The 21,131-nt window shown below is 57.0% G+C and carries 13 protein-coding genes and 1 other RNA gene; 4 read left to right on the top strand and 10 right to left on the bottom strand.

The annotated features are described in order from the left end of the window. Positions 1–111: 111 nt before the first annotated feature. Together ald and CFT68_RS07080 are read right to left on the bottom strand one after the other, a co-directional pair. Entirely contained in the window at positions 112–1,239 is a 1,128-nt protein-coding gene (gene ald / locus CFT68_RS07085; RefSeq protein ID WP_088842686.1) for an alanine dehydrogenase, read from the bottom strand. A gap of 239 nt (positions 1,240–1,478) precedes the next feature. Further along, on the bottom strand, positions 1,479–2,252 hold the full coding sequence (locus CFT68_RS07080) for a DUF1573 domain-containing protein (protein WP_088842685.1): 774 nt from the start codon (positions 2,250–2,252) through the stop codon (positions 1,479–1,481). Positions 2,253–2,533: 281 nt separating this feature from the next. On the opposite strand from CFT68_RS07080, the gene CFT68_RS07075 reads away from it, so the two are divergent. Continuing rightward, positions 2,534–4,954, top strand: coding sequence for an alpha-ketoacid dehydrogenase subunit alpha/beta (locus tag CFT68_RS07075; RefSeq protein WP_245815300.1), 2,421 nt, complete (start codon positions 2,534–2,536; stop codon positions 4,952–4,954). Positions 4,955–5,030: 76 nt separating this feature from the next. Here CFT68_RS07075 and CFT68_RS07070 read toward each other — a convergent pair whose 3' ends face one another. Then, on the bottom strand, positions 5,031–5,582 hold the full coding sequence (locus CFT68_RS07070) for a hypothetical protein (protein WP_141106476.1): 552 nt from the start codon (positions 5,580–5,582) through the stop codon (positions 5,031–5,033). Between the two features lie 115 nt (positions 5,583–5,697). On the opposite strand from CFT68_RS07070, the gene CFT68_RS07065 reads away from it, so the two are divergent. Together CFT68_RS07065 and CFT68_RS07060 are read left to right on the top strand one after the other, a co-directional pair. Beyond that, entirely contained in the window at positions 5,698–6,699 is a 1,002-nt protein-coding gene (locus CFT68_RS07065; protein ID WP_088842683.1) for a long-chain-fatty-acid--protein ligase, read from the top strand. A gap of 65 nt (positions 6,700–6,764) precedes the next feature. Continuing rightward, the gene (locus CFT68_RS07060) at positions 6,765–7,196 is read left to right on the top strand and encodes a hypothetical protein (protein ID WP_088842682.1); all 432 of its coding nucleotides are present in this window, start codon (positions 6,765–6,767) and stop codon (positions 7,194–7,196) included. Positions 7,197–7,285: 89 nt separating this feature from the next. On the opposite strand, the gene CFT68_RS07055 is transcribed toward CFT68_RS07060, so the two are convergent. The 4 genes from CFT68_RS07055 to rnpB form a co-directional block, all read right to left on the bottom strand. Continuing rightward, positions 7,286–8,443, bottom strand: coding sequence for a sigma-54-dependent transcriptional regulator (locus CFT68_RS07055; protein WP_088842681.1), 1,158 nt, complete (start codon positions 8,441–8,443; stop codon positions 7,286–7,288). 142 nt (positions 8,444–8,585) lie between these two features. Beyond that, on the bottom strand, positions 8,586–11,012 hold the full coding sequence (locus CFT68_RS07050; RefSeq protein ID WP_088842680.1) for a glycoside hydrolase family 2 protein: 2,427 nt from the start codon (positions 11,010–11,012) through the stop codon (positions 8,586–8,588). After that, positions 11,012–13,639: a cellulase family glycosylhydrolase gene (locus CFT68_RS07045; RefSeq protein ID WP_088842679.1), complete on the bottom strand. Its 2,628-nt coding sequence runs from the start codon at positions 13,637–13,639 to the stop codon at positions 11,012–11,014. Before CFT68_RS07045 ends, CFT68_RS07050 begins: the two co-directional genes overlap by 1 nt. Before the next feature lie 80 nt (positions 13,640–13,719). Beyond that, an RNA gene (rnpB, locus tag CFT68_RS07040) (RNase P RNA component class A) lies at positions 13,720–14,122 on the bottom strand. A gap of 418 nt (positions 14,123–14,540) precedes the next feature. On the opposite strand from rnpB, the gene CFT68_RS07035 reads away from it, so the two are divergent. Next, on the top strand, positions 14,541–15,764 hold the full coding sequence (locus CFT68_RS07035; RefSeq protein WP_088842678.1) for a S8 family serine peptidase: 1,224 nt from the start codon (positions 14,541–14,543) through the stop codon (positions 15,762–15,764). 83 nt (positions 15,765–15,847) lie between these two features. On the opposite strand, the gene CFT68_RS07030 is transcribed toward CFT68_RS07035, so the two are convergent. From CFT68_RS07030 to CFT68_RS07020, 3 genes are all read right to left on the bottom strand, one after another. Then, entirely contained in the window at positions 15,848–16,639 is a 792-nt protein-coding gene (locus CFT68_RS07030; protein ID WP_088842677.1) for a TerC family protein, read from the bottom strand. Between the two features lie 87 nt (positions 16,640–16,726). Continuing rightward, positions 16,727–18,082: a CitMHS family transporter gene (locus CFT68_RS07025; protein WP_088842676.1), complete on the bottom strand. Its 1,356-nt coding sequence runs from the start codon at positions 18,080–18,082 to the stop codon at positions 16,727–16,729. Between the two features lie 296 nt (positions 18,083–18,378). Further along, a complete protein-coding gene (locus CFT68_RS07020; protein ID WP_088842675.1) occupies positions 18,379–21,093 on the bottom strand; it encodes a TonB-dependent receptor in 2,715 nt (904 codons plus the stop codon). Between the last annotated feature and the right edge of the window lie 38 nt (positions 21,094–21,131).

Raw genomic sequence — 21,131 nt, 5'->3', positions numbered from 1 at the left:
TCAGGGTAAATGCTATTAACAACACGCTAAGCTAGGGCTTCGCGCTATAGAAAAAGCCTTTCCGACCAAGTGGCCGGAAAGGCTTTTCCGCTTTATAGGAAAGGTTGCTGCTTACGCAACGGCCACTTCCATTACAGATTCTACCGTTTCCAAGGGCAGGCCCCAGGCTTCAGCAACTCCTTTGTACACTACTTTGCCATGTACCACGTTCAGGCCGAGGCGCAGAGCCTCGTCGCGGCGGCACGCTTCCTGCCAGCCCAGGTTGGCCAACTTCACCGCGTAGGGCAGTGTTGCGTTGGTCAGGGCCAGGGTAGAGGTGTAAGGCACCGCGCCGGGCATGTTGGCCACGCAATAGTGCACGATGTCGTCGATGATGAAGGTCGGGTTTTCGTGGGTAGTCGGCTTGCAGGTCTCGATGCAGCCACCCTGGTCCACGGCCACGTCAACCAGTACAGTGCCAGCCTTCATGGTCTTGAGCATGTCGCGGGTGATGAGGTGGGGCGCCTTGGCACCTGGAATCAGCACCGCACCGATGATGAGGTCGGCGGTTTTGATGGCTTCGCGGATGTTGTACTCGTTGGAGTACTGCGTTACCACGTTTTTGGGCATGAAATCGTCGAGCTCGCGCAGACGGTTCAGGCTGATATCCATGATGGTTACCTGAGCGCCCAGGCCAGCGGCAATTTTAGCCGCCTGCGTGCCCACAATGCCAGCACCCAATACGAGTACTTCGGCGGGCTTCACGCCGGGTACGCCACCCAGTAGAATGCCACGACCTTTCAGGGGCTTCTCCAGGTACTTAGCACCTTCCTGCGGTGCCATACGGCCAGCTACTTCACTCATCGGAATGAGCAGGGGCAAGGCGCGCGAAGGCAATTCTACCGTCTCGTAGGCCAGGCATACCGCCTTGCGCTCAATCATGGCGTGGGTCAGCTCCTCGCCCGAGGCAAAGTGGAAATACGTGAAGAGCAGTTGGTTTTCCTTGATGAGAGGATACTCCGAAGCAATCGGCTCCTTCACCTTCACAATCATTTCAGCTTTGGCGTACACTTCCTCAATGGTTGCGAGGATGGTAGCGCCGGCCTGCTCATACTCCGCGTCGGAGAAGCCGCTGCCGGTGCCGGCAGTAGCTTGCACGTACACATCGTGGCCATGCTTACGGAATTCAGCTACACCAGCGGGCGTCAGGCCTACGCGGTTTTCGTTGTTCTTAATTTCTTTCGGTACGCCGATTAGCATGGCTCGAAGCGAAGTGTGAAGGTGGGGGTGGAGGATAACGCTCTAAAAGCGGGGGCAAAGATAAGGCGGAAATCGCAGAGGCAGCGCGGTAAAAAAGAACCGTCCTGCTTAGTGGAGGCCAGGCTCTGCGTACATCTCCGGGAGTGGCCTAGCACCAGCTCCCAGGTTTGTAACAAGGCCCAACGCTCAACTCAGCAGGACGGTTCGGTAGGTTGCACTTTTGCCCAGCGCAGGAAGGCTTATTTAAACGGCACCGATGAGCCGCTTTCCTTTACCATGCTGCCGGCGTTCAAGTCCTTCACCACATTGGCCTTGAGCGTAAGCTTGGTATCCCCGTGCATATCGTTGCTCGTGATAGTCACGCTTTCCTCCTGCAGGCCTAGCTTACGCTGGTTATAGATCAGTTCCACAACGGCGCTCTGCCCCGGCTTGATAGGCGCTGGCGCCGACTTGTAGCCCACGCAGTAGCACTGCGACTGAATAGCGCTCAGGACCAAGTCCTGCTTGCCCGTATTTTTTATGGTGAAGCGGGCAGTAGGCGCTTGGCCGGCTTCCATCTTCCCGAAATCGTGGGTGGTTTGGTCGAGCACTAGGCGCGGGCCTTGTGCCAGCTGGGCCGGCGTAAGAGTGGCCTTTATCTGATCTTTATTCAGCACATTGCCTTTGATGGTAAGCACCGTGCTGGGCGTAGCGGCGTTACTGGTAACGGTCACGGTTTTGTTGAAGATGCCGGGCCGGCCGGAGCTGCTGTACACGGCCTTCACAATGCCGGTTTTGCCAGGCAACACCGGCGTTTTGGTCCAGTCGGGCGTGGTGCAGCCGCAGGAGGCCTGCACATCGGCAATGATGACGGGTTGGTTGCCGGTATTCTTGAACTTGAATTCGTAGGTGGCCATAGTGCCTTCGGGCACTTTGCCGAAGTCGTGAAGTACTTTTTCGAACTGCAGCACGCCCTGTGCGTGGGTGGCGGCCGCCATCAATACGGCTACCAGCAGTGAGAACAGGTGTTTCATATTCGTAAGAGGCAGAGGTTGAAAATCGAGTACTGATTAAAAGCGCCTGACTGGCAAAGGGAGCAGCCGGCCGCTGAAAAACCAAATCTGGGGGCTGGCTTTTAGCGCTTTGCTTCTTTTATCAAAGATAGGCAAAAACGCCCGCTAGCTGCCAGATAGCGCTTGGCATAGAAGAGCACAGCCGGATCAATGGCAAATCCGTACTTTTGGGGGCCTGTTTCCTCGGAAACCGGTTCCCACCCACCCTGTACCCGCCCCCACCTTTACCCGCTGCGCTTTCTATGTCCACTGCTGAAACTGCCGACCTAATGGCCACCGTTGCCACACTTAGCAAAGAAGAACTCCTTCGTGATTACCGCTTGGGCTGGGAAAGCCGGCATGCCTCGCTGGCAGGGCGCAAAGAGGTATTCATGGGCAAGGCCAAGTTTGGCATCTTCGGCGACGGCAAGGAAGTGCCCCAGCTGGCCATGGCCCGCGCCTTCCGGGCCGGCGACTGGCGCTCCGGCTACTACCGCGACCAAACCTTCATGCTGGCCATCGGCGAGCTGACGCTGCAGCAGTATTTCGCGCAGCTTTATGCCCACCCCGATGCGGAGGCCGAACCTGCCACCGCCGGCCGCGCCATGAATGGCCACTTTGGCACCCGCTTACTCGACGACGACGGCCAGTTTAAGAACCTGGCGGAAAGCAAAAACTCCTCCGCCGATATCTCGCCAACCGGCGGGCAGATGCCGCGCCTCGTCGGACTGGCCTACGCCTCCAAGCTGTACCGCCAGAACCCCGAGCTGCACGATATGACGCAGTTTTCGGTGAACGGCAACGAGGTAGCGTTTGGCACCATCGGCAACGCCAGCACTTCCGAAGGCATGTTCTTCGAGGCCCTGAATGCCGCCGGCGTATTGCAGATTCCGATGCTGGTGAGCGTTTGGGACGACCATTACGGCATCTCGGTGCCGGCCGAATACCAGACCACGAAGCAGAACATTTCCGAAATCCTGAAAGGCCTCCAGCGCGAAGGCGAGGGCCAGCAGGGCTTCGAGATTTTTGTGGTAAAAGGCTGGGATTACGCCGCCCTGATTGATACATATCAGCGCGCCGCCGAAGTGTGCCGCACCCAGCACGTGCCCGTCCTGATTCACGTGACGGAAGTCACGCAGCCCCAGGGCCACAGCACTTCCGGCTCGCATGAGCGCTACAAAAGCAAAGACCGCCTGAGCTGGGAGGAGGAGCACGACTGCCTGCGCAAAATGCGCGACTGGCTCCTTACCGATGGCCAGGCCTCGGAAGAAGAACTGAACCAGATTGAGCTGGAAGCCAAGGACACCGTAAAGCAGGCGCGCATAGCCGCCTGGGATGCTTTCTTCAACCCCATTAAGCAGGAGCGCGAAGAGGTAGTAGGCCTGTTGAACAAGCTGGTGGCTGAAACGGGCACCGAGCACGAGCTGCACGAACTGGTAGAGCCCCTGGCCCACAACCCGGCGCCCATTCGCGCCGATCTGGTGCGTACGGCGCGCCGCGTGTTGCGCCGCGTACGTGGCCTACGCAGCATGGCCCGCCGCGACCTGCAGAACTGGCTGGAGCAGGCCTTGGCCGAAAACGCCAACCGCTACAACTCCTACCTCTACAGCCAGAGCGAAGATGCCGCCCTCAACATCGAAGAAATAAAGGCGGAGTTTGCGCCCAACGCGCCACAAGTAGACGGCCGCGAGGTACTGCAGGCGTGCTTCGAAGCCAACTTCCGCCGCGACCCGCGCATTTTTGCTATTGGCGAAGATGTAGGCCGTATTGGCGACGTGAACCAGGCGTTTGCGGGCCTACAGGAGAAATTTGGGGAGCTGCGCGTGACGGATACGGGCATTCGGGAGTGCACAATTGTAGGCCAGGGAATTGGCGCCGCCATGCGTGGCCTACGCCCCATCACCGAAATTCAGTACCTCGATTACCTGCTCTACGCCATCCAGATTCTCAGCGACGATGTAGCCAGCCTGCAGTACCGCACCAAAGGTGGCCAGAAGGCGCCCCTGATTGTGCGCACCCGCGGCCACCGCCTGGAAGGCATCTGGCACAGCGGCTCGCCAATTCAGATGATTCTAGGCAGCATCCGCGGCATCCACTTATGTGTGCCCCGCGACATGACCCAGGCCGCCGGTTTCTACAACACGCTCCTGCGTGCTGATGAGCCCGCCATCGTGATTGAGTGCCTCAATGGTTACCGACTCAAGGAGCGCATTCCGCAGAACGTGGGCGAGTTCACGGTACCACTGGGTATGCCAGAGGTCATCCGGGAAGGCCAGGACCTGACAATCGTGACGTACGGCTCCATGTGCCGGATTGTGCAGGATGCCGCCAAGCAACTAGCCGAAGTAGGTATATCGGTGGAAATCATCGATGTCCAGACGTTGCTGCCTTTCGATATCGAGCACCTCATCACCGACAGTCTGCGCAAAACAAACCGTGTCCTCTTCGCCGATGAAGACGTGCCCGGCGGTGCCACGGCCTACATGATGCAGCAGGTGCTGGATGAGCAGGGGGCTTATCAGCTCCTCGACTCCGCGCCACGCTGCCTCTCGGCCCAGGCCCACCGTCCGCCCTACGGCTCCGATGGCGACTACTTCTCCAAGCCCAACGCCGAAGATGTGTTCGATACCGTGTATGAGATGATGCAGGAAAGCGACCCAAAGCGCTTCGCTTCTATTTACTAGGCCACTAAAAAGCCCTCGTTGTACCGGCCTAGGCCAGTGTAACGAGGGCTTTTCATGTGTTTATCAGGAAAGCGGACTATTCGAAAGTGACAGGCTCTGTCGTGATTTCGTTGCTTTCGTGCAGGGCACGGTCCACAATCTTCACCTTAAAGCGAACTACCGAATTGCGCGGGAAGGTGCCCTGGAAGAACTGTTGCTTGAAGTTCAGGTCGCCTTTCAGAGGCTCTTTCCGGTCGCCTTGATTTGTAGGTGATAAGCGCGGATACCGGGCGTTGTAGGAAAAAGACAAGTTATAATCTTCGAACTGGCCACTACCATTTTGGATCTGGGGCTGGAAGAAGTAATTGTTGTAGTAGCGGTTTGGGAGCTGCGTAATGGGGTCCAGCTCGTTGTAGGGGGGGGAAGTATCTCCGTTGTCGAGGCCTAGGTCCCCGTCACCATCTTTAAACGACACCGTCACTACTACCCGGTCAAACAGGCCAGTGATTGTATCAACGCGGGTCTTCTGAATATTCTTAAAGCTAATCTCCGGCGTGTCTGGGTAATCTGGTGGGCTTAAGCACGATGAAATGCCTATGCTGGCCAGCAATAGCAGCGCCCCAAACCCAAGAGTACGAGATATAGTCATAACAAGCAGTGAAACTAGTGGAAAACGGCCCTGCCGCGTCGGGAAGGTACAACTTCCTAACGAACGAAGTAGCGCCGGCATTGTTCTATCGTTTCGCTAACCCTACCGCTTTCGAATGAGTTTCCGCGACGACTTTCTGTCTGCCTTACCTACACTGACCGAGGCCACCGCGCCGGCGGCTGCCCTAGGCCTGTTCCGCTACCAGGCCGAGCATTGCGGGCCGTATCGGGAGTACCTGCAGGCTCTGGGCCGCAACCCGCAAACCGTGACGCGGCTGGAGGATATTCCGTTTCTGCCCATCGAGTTTTTTAAAACCCATAGCGTGCGCACCGATGCCGCCGAATGGGAACCCCAGGAAACCTTCCTGAGCAGCGGCACCACCCAGCAGCAACGTAGTCACCATTTCGTGCGCGACCCGCAACTGTACCGCCAACACGCGGCCCGCATATTTGAGCATTATTATGGTCCGCTAACCAGCTGGACGATACTAGCACTGCTGCCATCTTACCTGGAGCAGGGGCAGTCGTCCTTGGTGGCCATGGTAGATTATTTCGCTCAGCAGTCGGGGCAATACCAGGGCGCATTTTTTCTGCATAACCACAAAGCCTTGCTTGCAGCTCTGCGCGAAGCCCAGCGGGATGCCTCGCGGCAGGTGCTGCTGATAGGGGTGAGCTACGCCTTGCTTGATTTGGTAGAGGCCTACGCCGGCAACCCGGCCCTGCAGGGGCTCACGGTGCTGGAAACCGGCGGCATGAAAGGACGTCGGCGCGAGATGATTCGGGAAGAACTCCACGAAGAGCTGCGGAAAGGGTTTGGGACTATCGACATCCACTCTGAGTACGGCATGACGGAGCTACTCGGACAGGCCTACAGCTTCGGCGACGGCCGCTTCCACGCGCCGCCCCAGCTCCAGATTCTGCTCCGCGACCCTTCCGACCCATTTTCCGTCTCAGCCTCTCGCGAAGCCGGCGCCATCAACATCATTGATCTGGCCAACGTGGACAGTTGCGCCTTCATCGAAACAAAAGACTTGGCCCGCATGCACCCCGATGGCTCCTTCGAGGTGCTGGGCCGCCTAGACAATTCCGATATTCGGGGGTGCAATCAGATGGTGTAGCCAAACAAGATTTTGCAGCAAATTGCTGCACGAAATAAACTTTTATAAGTGCTAGTATTGAATATATGAGAACACATAAAGCTATGAGGTTCGATGCGCAGAAAGAGCGGGAGATGGAGAAAGCTATTTCTGATTTCTCTCAGCCACTAATGTCTAACTCTAAATGGATTCGGCTTATCAATAAGCTTGTAGAAAATGCTGATAAGATTCTAAAAATAGAGTTTAAGAAAGTGCAGCAAGACCATATTGGCGAATTATATCTTGTTATGGATACAGAATATGGATTCGATTACTGGCAAAATGGATTTGAAGGGTGCAACTCGATCGGAGGATGGTTACTTTTTAAAGAGGTAGAATATCTTGTTTTTCCAAAAACTGCCTCAAATAAGTACGGTGAACATTACCTAGAACAAATAGAAGCCTTGTTGGAAAGCGTTGGTCAGTTCTCAATAGAAAAAGATGAAAATAGACTAAAACTACTGTGTTATAAAAAGTAGCAGTTGACCAATCAACAATATAGCTATAAACTATATCTGTTGATCGGCCAGCTGTTATATGTTGCCAGCTGTCAATAACAGGCCTAGGCCTATTTGCCGGCAAATGCTTTAGCGTCGGATTCTGTGATGGTGGCGTCGCTCATAATCACTAGGCGCTCTACCACGTTGCGCAGTTCCCGGATGTTGCCGCGCCAGTCGAGGCTCTGCAGGTACTTGAGGGCGGCGGCATCGATGCTTTTGGGCTTGTTGCCATAGTCGTTGGCAATGTCCTGCAAGAACTTCTCAATCAGGGCCGGAATATCTTCGCGGCGGTCGTTGAGGGCCGGCACCTGGATAAGGATAACCGAGAGGCGGTGGTAAAGGTCTTCGCGGAAGTTTTTGTCCGCAATTTCCTGCATTAGGTCCTTGTTGGTGGCGGCCAGCACGCGCACATTCACCGAAATTTCCTTTTCGCCGCCCACACGGGTAATCTTGTTTTCCTGCAGGGCCCGCAGCACTTTGGCCTGCGCCGAAAGGCTCATGTCGCCGATTTCATCCAGGAAAAGCGTACCGCCATCGGCTTGCTCAAACTTGCCGATGCGCTGCTTCACAGCCGAAGTAAACGAGCCTTTCTCGTGTCCGAACAGCTCCGATTCAATCAGCTCTGAGGGAATGGCCGCGCAGTTTACCTCAATGATAGGGCCGTTGTTGCGGTTGCTGAGCTCATGGAGCTGGCGCGCTACCATTTCCTTGCCGGCACCGTTGGGGCCCGTAATGAGCACACGGGCATCCGTTGGGGCCACCTTCTCAATGGCTTTGCGCACAGCACCGAGGGCGGCAGAATTACCGACCATCTCGGAGCTTTTGGCAATCTTCTTTTTCAGCGTCTTGGTTTCCGTTACCAACTTAGTGCGGTCGAGGGCGTTGCGCACCGTCACGAGGAGGCGGTTCAGGTCTGGTGGCTTCTGGAGGAAATCGTAGGCGCCTTTCTTGGTGGCTTCCACTGCCATTTCCACGTTGCCGTGCGCTGATACCATGATGAAAGCCGCATCAGGAGCCACAATACGAGCCCGCTCCAGCACCTCAATGCCATCCATCTTGGGCATCTTGATGTCACAGAGGACCACGTCGTATTTATCGCGGATGAGCATGTCTAGGCCAGTCGGACCGTCTTCCGCCTGGTCTACCTGGTAGTTTTCGTATTCGAGAATTTCCTTCAGCGTATTGCGGATGGCCTTTTCGTCGTCAATAATTAAAATGCGGGGCATAGGTTGGAAAGGCGAATGGAGGAAACCAAAGTAACGAAAAGCGCCTGGCAAAAGGATATATCCAAATCGGAAAACCTCTTTCGCTGTGGCCTACAGCGTTAGTAGCTGGCAGTTGATGATGAACGGGTTTGACGGTAACTTCCTACTGAGGTTTAACGCTTCGCAGCTCCAGTTTCGCGTCTGGTAGGCCACTTGCGGTGGCTGTAACACTTACGGCGCCAGGCGTACTACCGGCCCGCAGAAGAGTGGTGGCAATGCCCGCTTCGGCTTTTACAGGGTTGTCGCCGAGCAGTTCGGCGTTGCCGGTAGCCGCAAACTGGATAGCGGAGGTAGCGTCGGGAACGGGCGTGCCCTGGGCATCTACCACGGTGGCGTACACAAACACAGCATCTTGGCGGCCAGCGGTTAGCTCGCGGCCACTTTTATCAAAGGTGAGCTGAATGTGGTGAGCCGGGCCGGGCGTGCGCTGGGTATATTCAGCGGCGGCTTTACCGTTTTGGTAGGCCACTGCTTTCAGGGTGCCCGCCGTAAACTTGGGCAAGGTGAAGGTGAACGACGGATGCGCCAGATGATTAGAGTAGCGGTCTTTATCGGGTTGCTGGCGGGCCAGTGTGCGGCCATTCAGCTGCAGTTCTACCTCGCTGCAGTTGCTGTACACGCGCACCTGCCGCGAGGAAGTAGGCTGGGCGTAGCTGGCAATAAACACCATCGGCTTGCCGAAGCCCAGAGCATCGGGCACGGGGCCATATTGGCTCTGATAGAAGTAGAACGCAAACTTGGGCAGCCGGTATATATCCATCACCCCCGACGACTCAATATCCGGCGCATAGCCGCGCTTGTAGTCGAACATCAGCCAGTTGGCGTCGCCGATGGCAGGGCCCACGAAATTGTCGTTATAGGCTTCCTGGAAGTTGAGAGCCTGTTGCTGCAACGCCCGCTCGCCCTGCCCGCGCAACTGCCGCGACGTCCTTTCCGACTCCTTTAAGCCTGAGTAGGCGGTTTGGTTGAAGCCCGCGTTTTGCGCGTAATATTCCCAGTCGCCGTACTCGCAGAGCAGGATGGGCTTCTGCTTGTTGTATTTGTGCCAATAGTCGGGCGCTTTGGCATGCTGGCGGGCCGGAATGAATACGTCGTAGGCATAATCCATCCAGCCGCAGGTATATACATCCGTCGGGAAGGGCAGCTCCTCATGTACGGCCTGATGGGCCTGGTCCATGAACGGCTTGCTCATGTCGGTTTCGTTGAGAGCCGCCTCCCAGATCACAATGCTGGGATGGTTCCGGTCGCGGCGCACCATGTCGCGCACGTTTTGGAGACTGTTGCGCTGAAACGCGGCATCGCCGAAAAACTGCCAGCCCGGAATAGAGTTCATTACTAAGAGGCCTAGCGCATCGCAAGCCTGCAGGAACGCCGGCGAAGGCGGATAGTGCGAGCAACGCACGAAGTTGAAACCGGCCTCCTTAATCTTCCAGGCATCTCGGTACTGCATCTCATCCGACAGCGCATAGCCCAAATACGGGTACTCCTGGTGCCGATTAGTGCCGCGCAAACGGGTTTTCTGTCCATTGAGATAAAAGCCATCGGGCGCGAACCGGATGGTACGTACGCCCGTCGTCAGTTCTTGTTGATCCACGCTGTTGCCCTTCTCATCGAGCACTGCCACCTGCACCCGATATAGGTAGGGCTGGCTTGGCGACCATAGTTTGGGCGAAGCCAGCGAGAAGGTTTGCTTAACCGAGGTAGCCCCACCCGGCGTGAGCAGCGGAGCATCGGTGGTAGTGCTGGCCACCTCTTTGCCGTCCGCATCAAGCACCACGGTGCGCAGCTTGGCCGGGCGAGCGGTGCGGTGGCCGTTGCGGATTTCCGTTTGGATGTGGAGTGTCGCCTGTTGCGCGCTTGCATTTTCATAATGCAGCAGAATGCCTCCTCCGGCAGGCCTAGCTGCCTCCACAGCATCGGTAATGCGCAGCGGGTCTTGCACCAATAGCTGCACGGGGCGGTATAGGCCACCGTAATAATTAAAGTCGAGGTCTTTGAGAGGCTTACCGGGCGGAATGGCCTGGTTATCTTGATTGTTAAGCTTCACCACCAAGCAGTTTTCTGCGTCCACCTGCAGATAAGGCGTAAGCTCGACGGTGAAGGGCAGGTAGCCGCCCTGGTGGCGCATCAGGCGGCGTCCGTTCAGGTACACGTCGGCCTCGTTCATGGCTCCCTCAAAACGGATGGCCACCCGGCGGCTGGTATCCGCTGCCGACACCCGGAAGAAACGCCGGTAAAAGCTGATGCCCTGCCACTGCTTCTCGGCCGTTACTACGGGTTCCAGGCGAGGCGTGTGTGGGAGCATTACTGTTGCCCAGCTTTTCGATTTGTCAGCCCGCACAAAGAGGCTTGGCCCCATCGTGGTATCTACATCGCGCACAAACTCCCAGTCGGTATTGAAGGTGCTTTGGAGGGGAGAAACTTCGGTGCCGGAAGTAGCAGGGCTGCTGGAGCGAGAGCACGCCGACAGGCCTAGGAAGGCAGCCAGTGTCAGCAGTTGGGCTTGGGATGAGAGGCAGCGGAACAGCATTAGCGCAGGTATATCGATTCGATGTCGAGGAAAGGGCGGGCTTCGGTAGCAGGCGTGGCGGCCGGGCCAAGGAGCACCTGCAGTACTTCGGCCTGAGCCAGTGGCAGGGTAGCGGGGCCGTTGGTCTGGAACGTAAGCGGCAAGAAGCTCGGATACGGGCGCGGCAGCAAGGCCTGCGCACCAAGGCGGAACGCCGTAAGTGGAACTCTCACTTCCTGCATGTCGGCGGGTAGCTCCACATCGGCCACGTAGGCCACTGCGTCGCGGGTTGTGAGCACCAAGCGGACGCTGCCAGCTCCGGCGCCACGGCGGCCACGAATCACTAATTCCTGGAATGTGCCGGCATCAGCAGCGCGTGAGGCCAGCCGGTCGCCGAAGTAAGCGCGCAGAAACGCCACTGGTGCGGCTGCATCAGAGAACGGAATGGGGCTGGAAGGCGGCGGGCTCTGCAGCAGGCGTAAGGACAACTGACCGTTGCCGGTCGTCACATAATCCGACCAGCCAGCGCCATTGATTCCACCAGTTTCCGTTCGTTGCTGATCTTGGCTAGCTATATACAGTGGCAATGCCGTGCCGGGCGCAACGATAGAGGCTTCCCAGTACTCCCGCGGAGCGTAATCCCAGTCGCGGGGGCTGCCGGGGTGGGCACCGGGGAAGGTGGTGTTCTTGTTGTTGTGCTTCACTACCATCCAGTAGCGGAGCAAACCGGGGTACAGCAGGTCGGCCGGCACGGTAGATTCGGCAGTCGTGAGTGTGAGGCGGCGCATCGGGAGGGTACGGGTGCGGCCATAGTAGTGCTGTGCTACCAGGAATATGGAGTCAGTAGCGTCAGCGCCGGCTACAGTGGCCTGGAGCGTGGCAGGCTGGCCAGCGGCAATTTGAAATGGTGCGGTATGCAGTATCTGCGTGGGCAAATTGGTAGCAGGCGGCGCAACGTATTCCCCCAGCTTAATAGCCCCCATTGCCATGCTTGGCGTGAAGGCCGATGTGTTTTTGCCCCGCGCCGCCACTACATATACGCCCGGCTGCAAGCGCACAGTGCCGTTGGTGGCCTGCCCCTGGAAGGTGTTGCCTGTGTTAAGGCCGCGCACGGTAAAATCCTGGCCTAGGCCAGGTAAGCTCATGCGGATGGGTTGCGTGTTCCAGGCAATGCGGGTCACGACTTGCTTGAGCGAGGTTGTGGCAAATGGGTCGCGCACCTGCAGGGCGTCGGGCATCACCTCCAGCCGCCACACACCCGTGGCCAGGCGGTCGAGAAAATAAGCACCCGTGCCCTCGTAGGCCACTATCGGCGACGAGCCTGTACCGGCCACGTGGCGCAGGCTGGCCGGCTTGCGCGGCTGCGTAGTGGTAGAGCTGGTGTAGTAAAACTCTTCTGGCGCATTCAACTCGCTCACGCCGGCGCGGTAGCTCACCCGGAAATTGTTGAAAACGGAATCAGTAGGGTAGGTGCCAAATGGCTGGCCGCGTTTAACCTGACGGAAAACCTTGCCCGCAATAAGCAGGCTCACGGCTTTGGCCGGCGTGTAGGCCAGGTTCAGGTAATGCGTCTGGTACTCGGTGTTGGCAAAGGCAATAGCCAGCGGGTCGTAGGCGAACTGGGTGGCCCATTGCATGCCGGCACTGCGGAAGCTGCGGGCCATCAGGGGATACATCACCGGCTGCAGAATATCTGCCGATTCAAACTCATACACCATCCGGGGCTTGCTGCTGAAGCGTGGGTCTTTGGCGTATGGAATGGGGTACTGGTTTACCAGCGGCAGCATGTTGCCGCGCAGCGTGTGGCCACCCACCAGCGCCGACGGATACCATTGGAACGTGAAGCCCTGCACCTGGCTGCTCAGGATGGCATTGGATACCGTAGGGCTTTCAGCAATATTATAGAAGATAGGCTTCTTATAGCCCGTAGCCCGCATGGCCTGCACCATCCGCTGAATAAAGGCGCTTACCTCGGCCTCGGGCTGGCGGTAATGCGGTTCATTGCAGACCTCGTAGGCAATAATGTCGGGGTCTTCGCGGTTGAACTGGCCGGTATACTGGTTGCGGTGGTTGAGGAACTGGGTCAGGTAGTTTTCCTGGGCCTTCACGGCTCGGGGCGTGTTGTAGGCCTGTCCTTTGGGGTAGATACTGGAGAAACCCGTTTGAGCCGTATCCTTTTCGGGGTAGCCGTTGCCCCAGTACGCAATGGGCGTGAGAATAATCTTAATGCGCCGCGCTTTCAACTGCTGGATCAGGTAATCCAGCAGGCGCAGGTGCTCGTTCTGGAGCAGGTTGCCCACCGTGTCTGTCACCTCCACATCCCACACGTGCACCCGAAACGCATCAACGCCCAACCGCGACAGGTGATACACATCCTGGGCAATACCTTGCTCGGGGTTTATCCCCAGCTTCTGATGAGCCCGATAGGAGTAAGCGAAAGGCGTAGTGTAGTTCACGCCAAAAAGAGCTACTTCCTGCTTGCTGCCCTGCCAGCGCATAATGCCTTTGCCATCGATATATACATCGGCCTTGGCTGGCGGGGAAGTTTGAGCGGAGGTGCTTGACAGGCCTAGGCTTAGAAAGAGAAGCGAAATCAGCCAGACACGGCCTAGGCCACTCTTGGCTGAATAAGAAAGGGAAGAATACATAGCGGAGAACGTGTACGCGAAGTAACACCATGCGGCAACAAAAACGGCCGCCGCACCCAAAGTTGCAGCGGCCGTCTGATGGCGGTGATGAGTCTGTAAGCCGGGTTTTGTCCGCCTCTGCAAGCAAAAGCGGCCCCACCATTTATCTAGGCCAGTCCTCGCGGAAAGGCTCCATCAACCTACCCGCTGGCGCCGGACGAGCCACCCGGTGCCGGCCCCGAAAGGCCGACGTGCCAGCTTATTTGGTCTTTCAACCCCTGAGGTTTACCCAGCCGACATGGTTGCCCAGCCGCTGGTGCGCTCTTACCGCACCTTTTCACCCTTACCGGCCACCCGGAGGCGACGTAGGCGGTAGTTTTCTGTGGCACTGGCTGTCTTGGGTTGCTTTACGCTTCCAAATCCTTCCCGTTAGGAAGCAGGGTGCTCTGTGTTGCCCGGACTTTCCTCGTCGCCCGAAAGCGCCGCGGTGGGGCGACCCATCACAAAGGCAAAGGTAAGCGGATAACTTGGTTGCTGGTGTAGAAGGATTCGCACTACCCAAACAGCAATCAAAAGATTTTATAACTTTTCGGTCATCGTTCTGAATAATTCTATGTTGAGAATTTCATAAAAACATATAATTTTACGAATTAACATAATTTTATTAAAACATCTCAAAACAAGTGTAAATATCAATCAAAAGGCTTTTTTACTGAACAATTGTGTATAAAGACGAGCTTATACGAGTAATATTTGTAATTGATGACAGCGAAAGTTCGGCATAATTTATACTTTGCAGCAGCAGATGTAACTGTTGAAGAGCTTCGCAAGCAGTTGACGCTTCTTGTGTTTTTCCTTTCTAAGAAGAATAAGCTCCATACAGCGACTTCCACTTTTTCTTTCCACCTCTCACCACAGTAGAATGCAGAAGAAACAACGCAATGCCCGTCTCGCTTGGCTTTTAAGTGCCTCAGCAATTGCTGCTAGTGCCACCTTTACCGCCTGCTCGGAAGATGCCGTACAACCTTCCCAAGCTGGCGTAGCGCAGAGCAGCGATGCTAAAAGTGATGCAGACGTAATTCCCGGTCAGTACATCGTGGTGCTGAAGGATGGAGCAGTTGAACTGAGCGGAAACGAGTCGTATACGCAGAAGGTATCCAAGGTTAAAGAAGTAGGACAAGGCATCCTGAAAGCCCGTGGCGCTAGTGCCGATGCACTAGGCTTTGCCTACGGTCATGCCCTGAAAGGTTTCTCGGCCCGATTGAGCGCTGCCGAGGCTAAGGCGCTGCGCGAAGATGCTCGGGTGGCCTACGTAGAGGCTGATAAAGTAATTTCTCTCGGTAAGCCCGCCGGTGGTGGCGGTACCACGCAGCCAGCCCAGGTAACACCCTACGGCATTGCCCGTGTAGGCACTGGCGACGGCACCGGCAAAACTGCCTGGATCATTGATACCGGCATCGACCTGACGCACCCTGACCTGAACGTGGACGTAGCTCGCAGCAAGTCTTTCCTGACCAGCGGTGCTAACTATGCTTCGCCAAATGATGGCAACGGCCACGGTACCCACGTATCGGGCACTATTGCGGCCATTAACAACTCTATTGGGGTAGTAGGTGTAGCTGCCAACGCTTCGGTAGTAGCAGTTCGCGTGCTCGACTCGCGCGGCAGCGGTTCCAACTCCGGCGTTATTGCTGGCGTTGACTATGTAGGCGCCAACGGCAAAGCCGGTGATGTGGCCAACATGAGCCTCGGTGGCGGTGTTTCGCAAGCTCTTGATGACGCTGTTCTGCGCGCTTCGGCTGGTGGTGTGCTCTTCGCACTGGCTGCCGGCAACGAAACGGACGATGCCAACAACCACTCGCCAGCTCGCGTGAATGGTGCTAACATCTTCACCATTTCGGCCATGAACAACACCGATACCTGGGCGTCGTTCTCCAACTTCGGCAACCCGCCGGTTGATTACTGCATGCCCGGTGTGAACATTCAGTCTACCTGGATGGGCGGTGGCTACAACACCATCAGCGGCACTTCCATGGCTACTCCGCACATGGCTGGTGTTCTGCTGATGCGCGGCAAGAACTTCACCACCAGCGGCACCGTGAAGAACGATCCGGACGGCAACCCCGATACCATCGCTCACTTGTAAGCCGAAAAGGTTAACATATATTAAAAAGGCCAGCCTGTAATGGGCTGGCCTTTTTTTGTATTCGGCAGATACTTACAGGTAGTTCACTCAGATACTTCCCACGTCTCAACTCGGTTGCCACCGGGGCGCTGCGGTACATTGAAGAGCAGCGAGGTAACCCAGGGCACCAGAAATGCGCTGGCCGTCAGCACAGTCATGGCTACATCGGCAGCTTCACTTTCCAGGGCGAGGCTGAGCGGGTGGCCGGGCAGGAAGTGACTTACCAGCGACAGTACCAGCTTCAGCCCCAGGAAACCGATTACCACAAAAGCCGCAGTTTCCAGAAAGGGATATTTGCCCATTAGCAGCACGAAGGCCTGTGCTACTAGTCGCATGGCCAGAATGCCAATAAATACCCCCGCACAAATTAGGATCAGGTTGTCGGTGAAGGCTACTACAGCAAAGACGTTGTCGATGGAGAAGGCCAGGTCCATGAGCTCGATCAGGGCTACCGTTGCCCAGAACTTCCCGAACAGGCCTAGCGTGTTGCGGTAAAGCCAGCTCTTCTCTTTATCTACTCCCTCATCCTCACTGGAGCCGCGGGCTTTGAAATGGTCGTACACCAAGTACAGTAGATACAGACCGCCTAGTGGTTTGAGATACCAGAATTTGATCAGAAACGACGCAAACAGAATGCACAGCCCCCGGAAAATATAAGCCCCGAAAATGCCGTATCGCAAAGCCTTCTTGCGTTGCTCGCGGGGCAGGTCGCCCACCATTGTAGCTAGAACCGCCGCATTATCCACGGAAAGCAGGCTTTCAATGATGACCAAGTTGCCAATGATAGCCAGCGAGGCGGCTGGATTATCGAGAATATGTTGAATGTATTGATTCATGGATGGACAGAAAGGGAAGCCCATAGTGGAGTAGGTGTGGCCTAGGGCGCGCCAAATAGTAAGCTGCAAACAGCTACCGTGTAGGCACTACCACGGCACAATACCCAGCAGCAGACACGTGAGCAGCATCACGAGTACGGTGCCACAGGCCCACTTCAGGGTGAAGCGCTGATGGGCGGCAAACTCTACGCCGGCCAGACCTACCAACAGATAGGTAGAAGGCACCAGCGGGCTAAGCAGATGCACAGGCTGGCCTAGCAGCGAGGCCTTGCCCATCGTGGCGGCCGTGATGCCAAATTGCGCTGCTGCCTTCGTGAAGAAGGGCAAGATGCCGAAGTAAAAGGCATCATTTGACATAAAGAAGGTAAGCGGCGCACTCACTAGGCCAGTTAGGACGGGGAAGCGCGGCCCTAGCTCCGTGGGCACCAGCTGCACGAAGGTGTGCGCCATAGCATCAACCATGTGGGTGCCGCTCAGAATGCCGGTGAAGATGCCCGCCGCAAATACCATGGCCGCCACCGATAGGGCGTTGCTGGCGTGGGCCGCAAACCGCTGCCGCTGCTGTGCCAGATTGGGGTAATTGAGCAACGCCGCCAGCGCGAAAGCAACCATGAAAAGCACCGGCAGCGGCAGCAGTTCCCGCACCAGCGCCACCATCAGGCCAATGGTAAGCAACGCATTGATCCACAGCAGGCGGGGGCGGCGCAAGGCCTGGTCTTCAGGTGAAAGCGCTATGTGGGTAGTTTCGTCATCGGGGGGAAGCGGAGCCGGAAAGCCAGCCGTAATGCCAAACACCATCGGCTTTTTGGCTTGGTTGGGTTCTTGATGCAGGCCTAGGCGTTTGCGTTCCTGTTTGCCAAAGCGCCACGCCACAAAAAACACCCACGCCAGCCCCACCAGCATGGCCGGAATAAGCGGGTTGAAGAGTTGGGTGCTATCGAGGTGGAGCACGCTCATGGCGCGGGCAGTGGGGCCGCCCCAGGGCAAAATGTTCATTACGCCGCCTACCAGCATGTTCATGCAAGTGAGAATCAGGGTGTTGATGCCCAGGCGGCGGTAAAGCGGTAGCATGGCCGTCACGACAATGATGTAGGTAGTAGCCCCATCACCATCCAATGACACCAGCAGGGCCAACAGTGCCGTGCCGATGATAATCTTCATGGGGTCGCCGTGCGCCACGCGCTGAATTCGGCTGATAACGGGATCAAACAGCCCGGCGTCCGTCATCAACCCGAAGTACAGGATGGCAAACACCAGCATAATACCCGTGGGGGCAATGTTGCGGATGCCGTCCAGCATCATGGTGCCCATTTGGGCGCTGAAGCCCGTGAGCACCGCAAACGCCACGGGCACCAGCAGCAGCGCCGTAATGGCCGAGAGTCGGTTCGTCATAATTAGCACCATGAAGGTGATAATCATGGCAAAGCCAGCAAGTGCGAGCATGAGGCAGGAGTGAAAAGTGGGTGGTACGTGCGCAGAGTGCTAAACAAGGCAGCAGCGGCGCCCTAGGCTGGGTAGTTTAAGTCGGCTTCCGCGCAGCATGGAAACCAACTTTCTGCAACTGAGCCAGGGTAATTGCCCTCGCCTACACTCCACGTCCGCACAGCTTGGAGCGCGAAGTATAATAAAAGGTCAGGGCCTGCTTGGCCACTCCCGGTGCCAAGGCGAGAGGTTGCAGCCTCCGCTCATGACGCAGGGAGTGGCCTAGCGGACCATGTGGGCGCCGCTTGCTGCGTTGATTAGAAGCTATACCGCACCGTAGTGAAGTAGTAAGCGCCCATGAAGCCGAACTGCGAAGTGAAACGCGTGTAAGGCGTCTGGCCCGAGGCCGTCAGGGACGGGAAGGCAATCTTATCAGGGTACACGTCGAAGATGTTGTTGGCGCCTACCGTCAGGTTGATGCGGGGGTTGAAGCTGTACGACAAGGAAGCATCGGCGACAGTTTTGGCCCGGAAGGTCTGGTCGAGCTCTGGGGTGGTCTGGATGGCAGTAACCTCGCCGAAGCGGGTGGCCCGCAGCATGCCTTCTAGCTTCTTGTAGCGGTAGCTAGCCGATACAATGGCCTTCGAGCGAGGCTGAGCCACCTCAATCAGCCCAATCATAACCCTATCAATGAGGCCGGTGCTGAGGCTGGAGAGCTGCGCAGGGGTGCGCACACCGCCTTGTACTTTCGTCGCATTTAGCATCATGGAGGCGCTGAGGTTTACCTCCTGGTCTTTGCTGATGTTCTGGCGGTAGGCGGCTACCACATCGAGGCCGCGGGTGCGGGTATCCAGGGCGTTGGAAAAGAACTGCACCTGTGCAATGCCCGAGCCTTGGAACACGGGAGCCAAGGGGTCTTTGGTGGCATCAAGCTGGCCGGAAATCACAATCCGGTCTTTGATATCAATCTGGTACATATCGGCCGTCACCTGCAGGTTGGGGCCAATTTGTGCCGTAAAGCCCAGGTTATAGTCGAGAGTCGTTTCCGCTTTCAGCTTCTCGACTCCTAGTGCCCGCACATAGGCATTGTCGTTGCGCAGGTGGGCAATAGGGTAGGAGTCGAATACGCCATTGATGGTCAGCCACTGGGCATCAGCATTATTGGAGTAGTAGAGCTGGTGCATGGAGGGCGCCCGGAAGCCCCGGTTGAGGGAGCCGCGCACCGAGAACAGGTTCGAGAACTTGTAGCGCGTCGAGATTTTGCCGGATACGTTGGTGCCAAAGTCGCTGTAGCGCTCTACGCGGGCGGCTACATCTACCAACAGAGCTTCGGTAATATCGCTGAGCACGTCGGCATATAGGCCTACGTTGTTGCGGGTGCGCTTCACGGCGTTCTGAGCCCCAATGCCCTCGCGGCCGCTAGAGCCCACGTCGGGCGAGTTGGTCGTAACCGGGCCTTTCATCCAGGAGGCATCATCACCAGCCTCCAACTGGTAGCGCTCCACGCGCAGCTCGCTGCCATAGGCCACACTCAGGGACTTCAGGCTGCCGATGTTTTTCAGAGATTTCGAGACGTTTGCGTTAATTAGGCCCTGCCCAAACTTGTTGGTTCCCGTGTAAAAACTGGTGGGCGAGTTGCTGCCGTAGGAAGGGTTAACGGTATGATTCGCGAAGGTTTCGATGGTATTGCCACCAAAGCCAGCGCTAAAATCGAGGTTCCAGCCGCTGCCGGTAGTGCGGCGCACCCCCACGGTAGAGGCCAGATCCTGGACTTTGGCCGGGAAAACCGGGTTGTAGCCATTCGGGAACAGAGAAAGCACTGCCCGCTTTTTGTTGCTGGGCTGACGGTAGAAGCCGTAGGCCGTCATGTCCTTGCGGGAGTAGCCCCCGAAGGAATACAGCGTCCAGGCCTCGCCCAGCTTGGTTTCGGCGTTGTAAAACAGCTGGCCCATGGTGTTTTTGGCCGTGCCGTAGGTAGTTACGTGGCGGTTGAAGCCGTTCTGGGCAACCAGAGCTGCGTCTTCCTCGGGTTTGGTGCTGTACACGGCGCCCGTGTAGTCGCCGGAGCGGTCGGTGGGCTCGTTGTGGTGGAGCTGCACGGTGGTGTTAAAGAAACCGTCGCGCTTGCCCACGGGTAGCCCGAAGTTAACGCCCGCATCATACGTGTCACCATCGCCGAGCTTGCTGATGCCGTAGTTACCCGTGACAGTACCGCCGCGAGGAGCTTTTTTCAGCACCAGGTTCACAATACCGGCAATGGCATCGGAGCCGTATTGGGCCGCTGCACCATCGCGCAGGATTTCTACTCGCTCAATGGCTGCCGTTGGAATAGCGTTCAGGTCGGTACCCACCGAGCCACGACCTACCACATTGTTCACGTTCAGAGCCGAGGACTGATGGCGGCGTTTGCCATTCACAAGCACCAGCGTCTGGTCGGGGCCTAGGCCACGTAGCGTGGCAGGGTCTACGTACGAGGTTACGTTGCTGATAGCGTGCTTGGTAGAGTTGAAGGAGGGTGCCAGGAAGTGAATCATCTGGCCTAGCTCCGTCTGGCCAGTTTTCGTGATTTCCTTAGCGCTGAGCACGTCTACCGGTACGGGCAGCTCCACATTGGTGCGAGCTTCCGAAGCGCGGTTGCCCACCACCACCACATCGGCCATGGTGTGCGTGGTAGACTTTAGGCTGATGGAAATAGTTGATTCGCCGGCCGGCACCGGAATCTCCCGCGGCTCGTAGCCTACGTAGGAAATCACCAGAATGTCACCGTCTTCCACATCCAGCTTAAAGGCGCCGTTGGCGTCGGTGGTGGTCCCGCGGTTAGAGCCTTTGATGCCCACCGAGCAGAAGCTCAGCGGGGCCTGGTCGGCTCCATCGAGCACGCGGCCCGTGAGCGGACGACGGTCGGCGAGGTGTGCTAGGGCGTTAGGAGCGGAGAGGGTTGGGGCGGCGACAGCTGTGCCGGCCGTTACTTGCGCGGCCAGAACCAGCCCAGCGCAACCAGCTCGATACAGGGAAGGTAGCAGTACAGTCATTGGGGGAATTTTTAAGTAGGTTGGAGGGAAGTGCAGCG

This window comes from Hymenobacter gelipurpurascens (assembly GCF_900187375.1).
Taxonomy (GTDB): domain Bacteria; phylum Bacteroidota; class Bacteroidia; order Cytophagales; family Hymenobacteraceae; genus Hymenobacter; species Hymenobacter gelipurpurascens.
Note: the sequence above shows the minus strand (reverse complement) of the source record. Positions and strands in the feature narration are given on the sequence as shown.

Excerpts from the sequence above, each read along its gene's own strand:
- ald (WP_088842686.1), bottom strand. The coding sequence starts at position 1,239 with ATGCTAATCGGCGTACCGAAAGAAATTAAGAACAACGAAAACCGCGTA.
- CFT68_RS07080 (WP_088842685.1), bottom strand. The coding sequence starts at position 2,252 with ATGAAACACCTGTTCTCACTGCTGGTAGCCGTATTGATGGCGGCCGCC.
- CFT68_RS07075 (WP_245815300.1), top strand. The coding sequence starts at position 2,534 with ATGTCCACTGCTGAAACTGCCGACCTAATGGCCACCGTTGCCACACTT.
- CFT68_RS07070 (WP_141106476.1), bottom strand. The coding sequence starts at position 5,582 with ATGACTATATCTCGTACTCTTGGGTTTGGGGCGCTGCTATTGCTGGCC.
- CFT68_RS07065 (WP_088842683.1), top strand. The coding sequence starts at position 5,698 with ATGAGTTTCCGCGACGACTTTCTGTCTGCCTTACCTACACTGACCGAG.
- CFT68_RS07060 (WP_088842682.1), top strand. The coding sequence starts at position 6,765 with ATGAGAACACATAAAGCTATGAGGTTCGATGCGCAGAAAGAGCGGGAG.
- CFT68_RS07055 (WP_088842681.1), bottom strand. The coding sequence starts at position 8,443 with ATGCCCCGCATTTTAATTATTGACGACGAAAAGGCCATCCGCAATACG.
- CFT68_RS07050 (WP_088842680.1), bottom strand. The coding sequence starts at position 11,012 with ATGCTGTTCCGCTGCCTCTCATCCCAAGCCCAACTGCTGACACTGGCT.
- CFT68_RS07045 (WP_088842679.1), bottom strand. The coding sequence starts at position 13,639 with ATGTATTCTTCCCTTTCTTATTCAGCCAAGAGTGGCCTAGGCCGTGTC.
- CFT68_RS07035 (WP_088842678.1), top strand. The coding sequence starts at position 14,541 with ATGCAGAAGAAACAACGCAATGCCCGTCTCGCTTGGCTTTTAAGTGCC.
- CFT68_RS07030 (WP_088842677.1), bottom strand. The coding sequence starts at position 16,639 with ATGAATCAATACATTCAACATATTCTCGATAATCCAGCCGCCTCGCTG.
- CFT68_RS07025 (WP_088842676.1), bottom strand. The coding sequence starts at position 18,082 with ATGCTCGCACTTGCTGGCTTTGCCATGATTATCACCTTCATGGTGCTA.
- CFT68_RS07020 (WP_088842675.1), bottom strand. The coding sequence starts at position 21,093 with ATGACTGTACTGCTACCTTCCCTGTATCGAGCTGGTTGCGCTGGGCTG.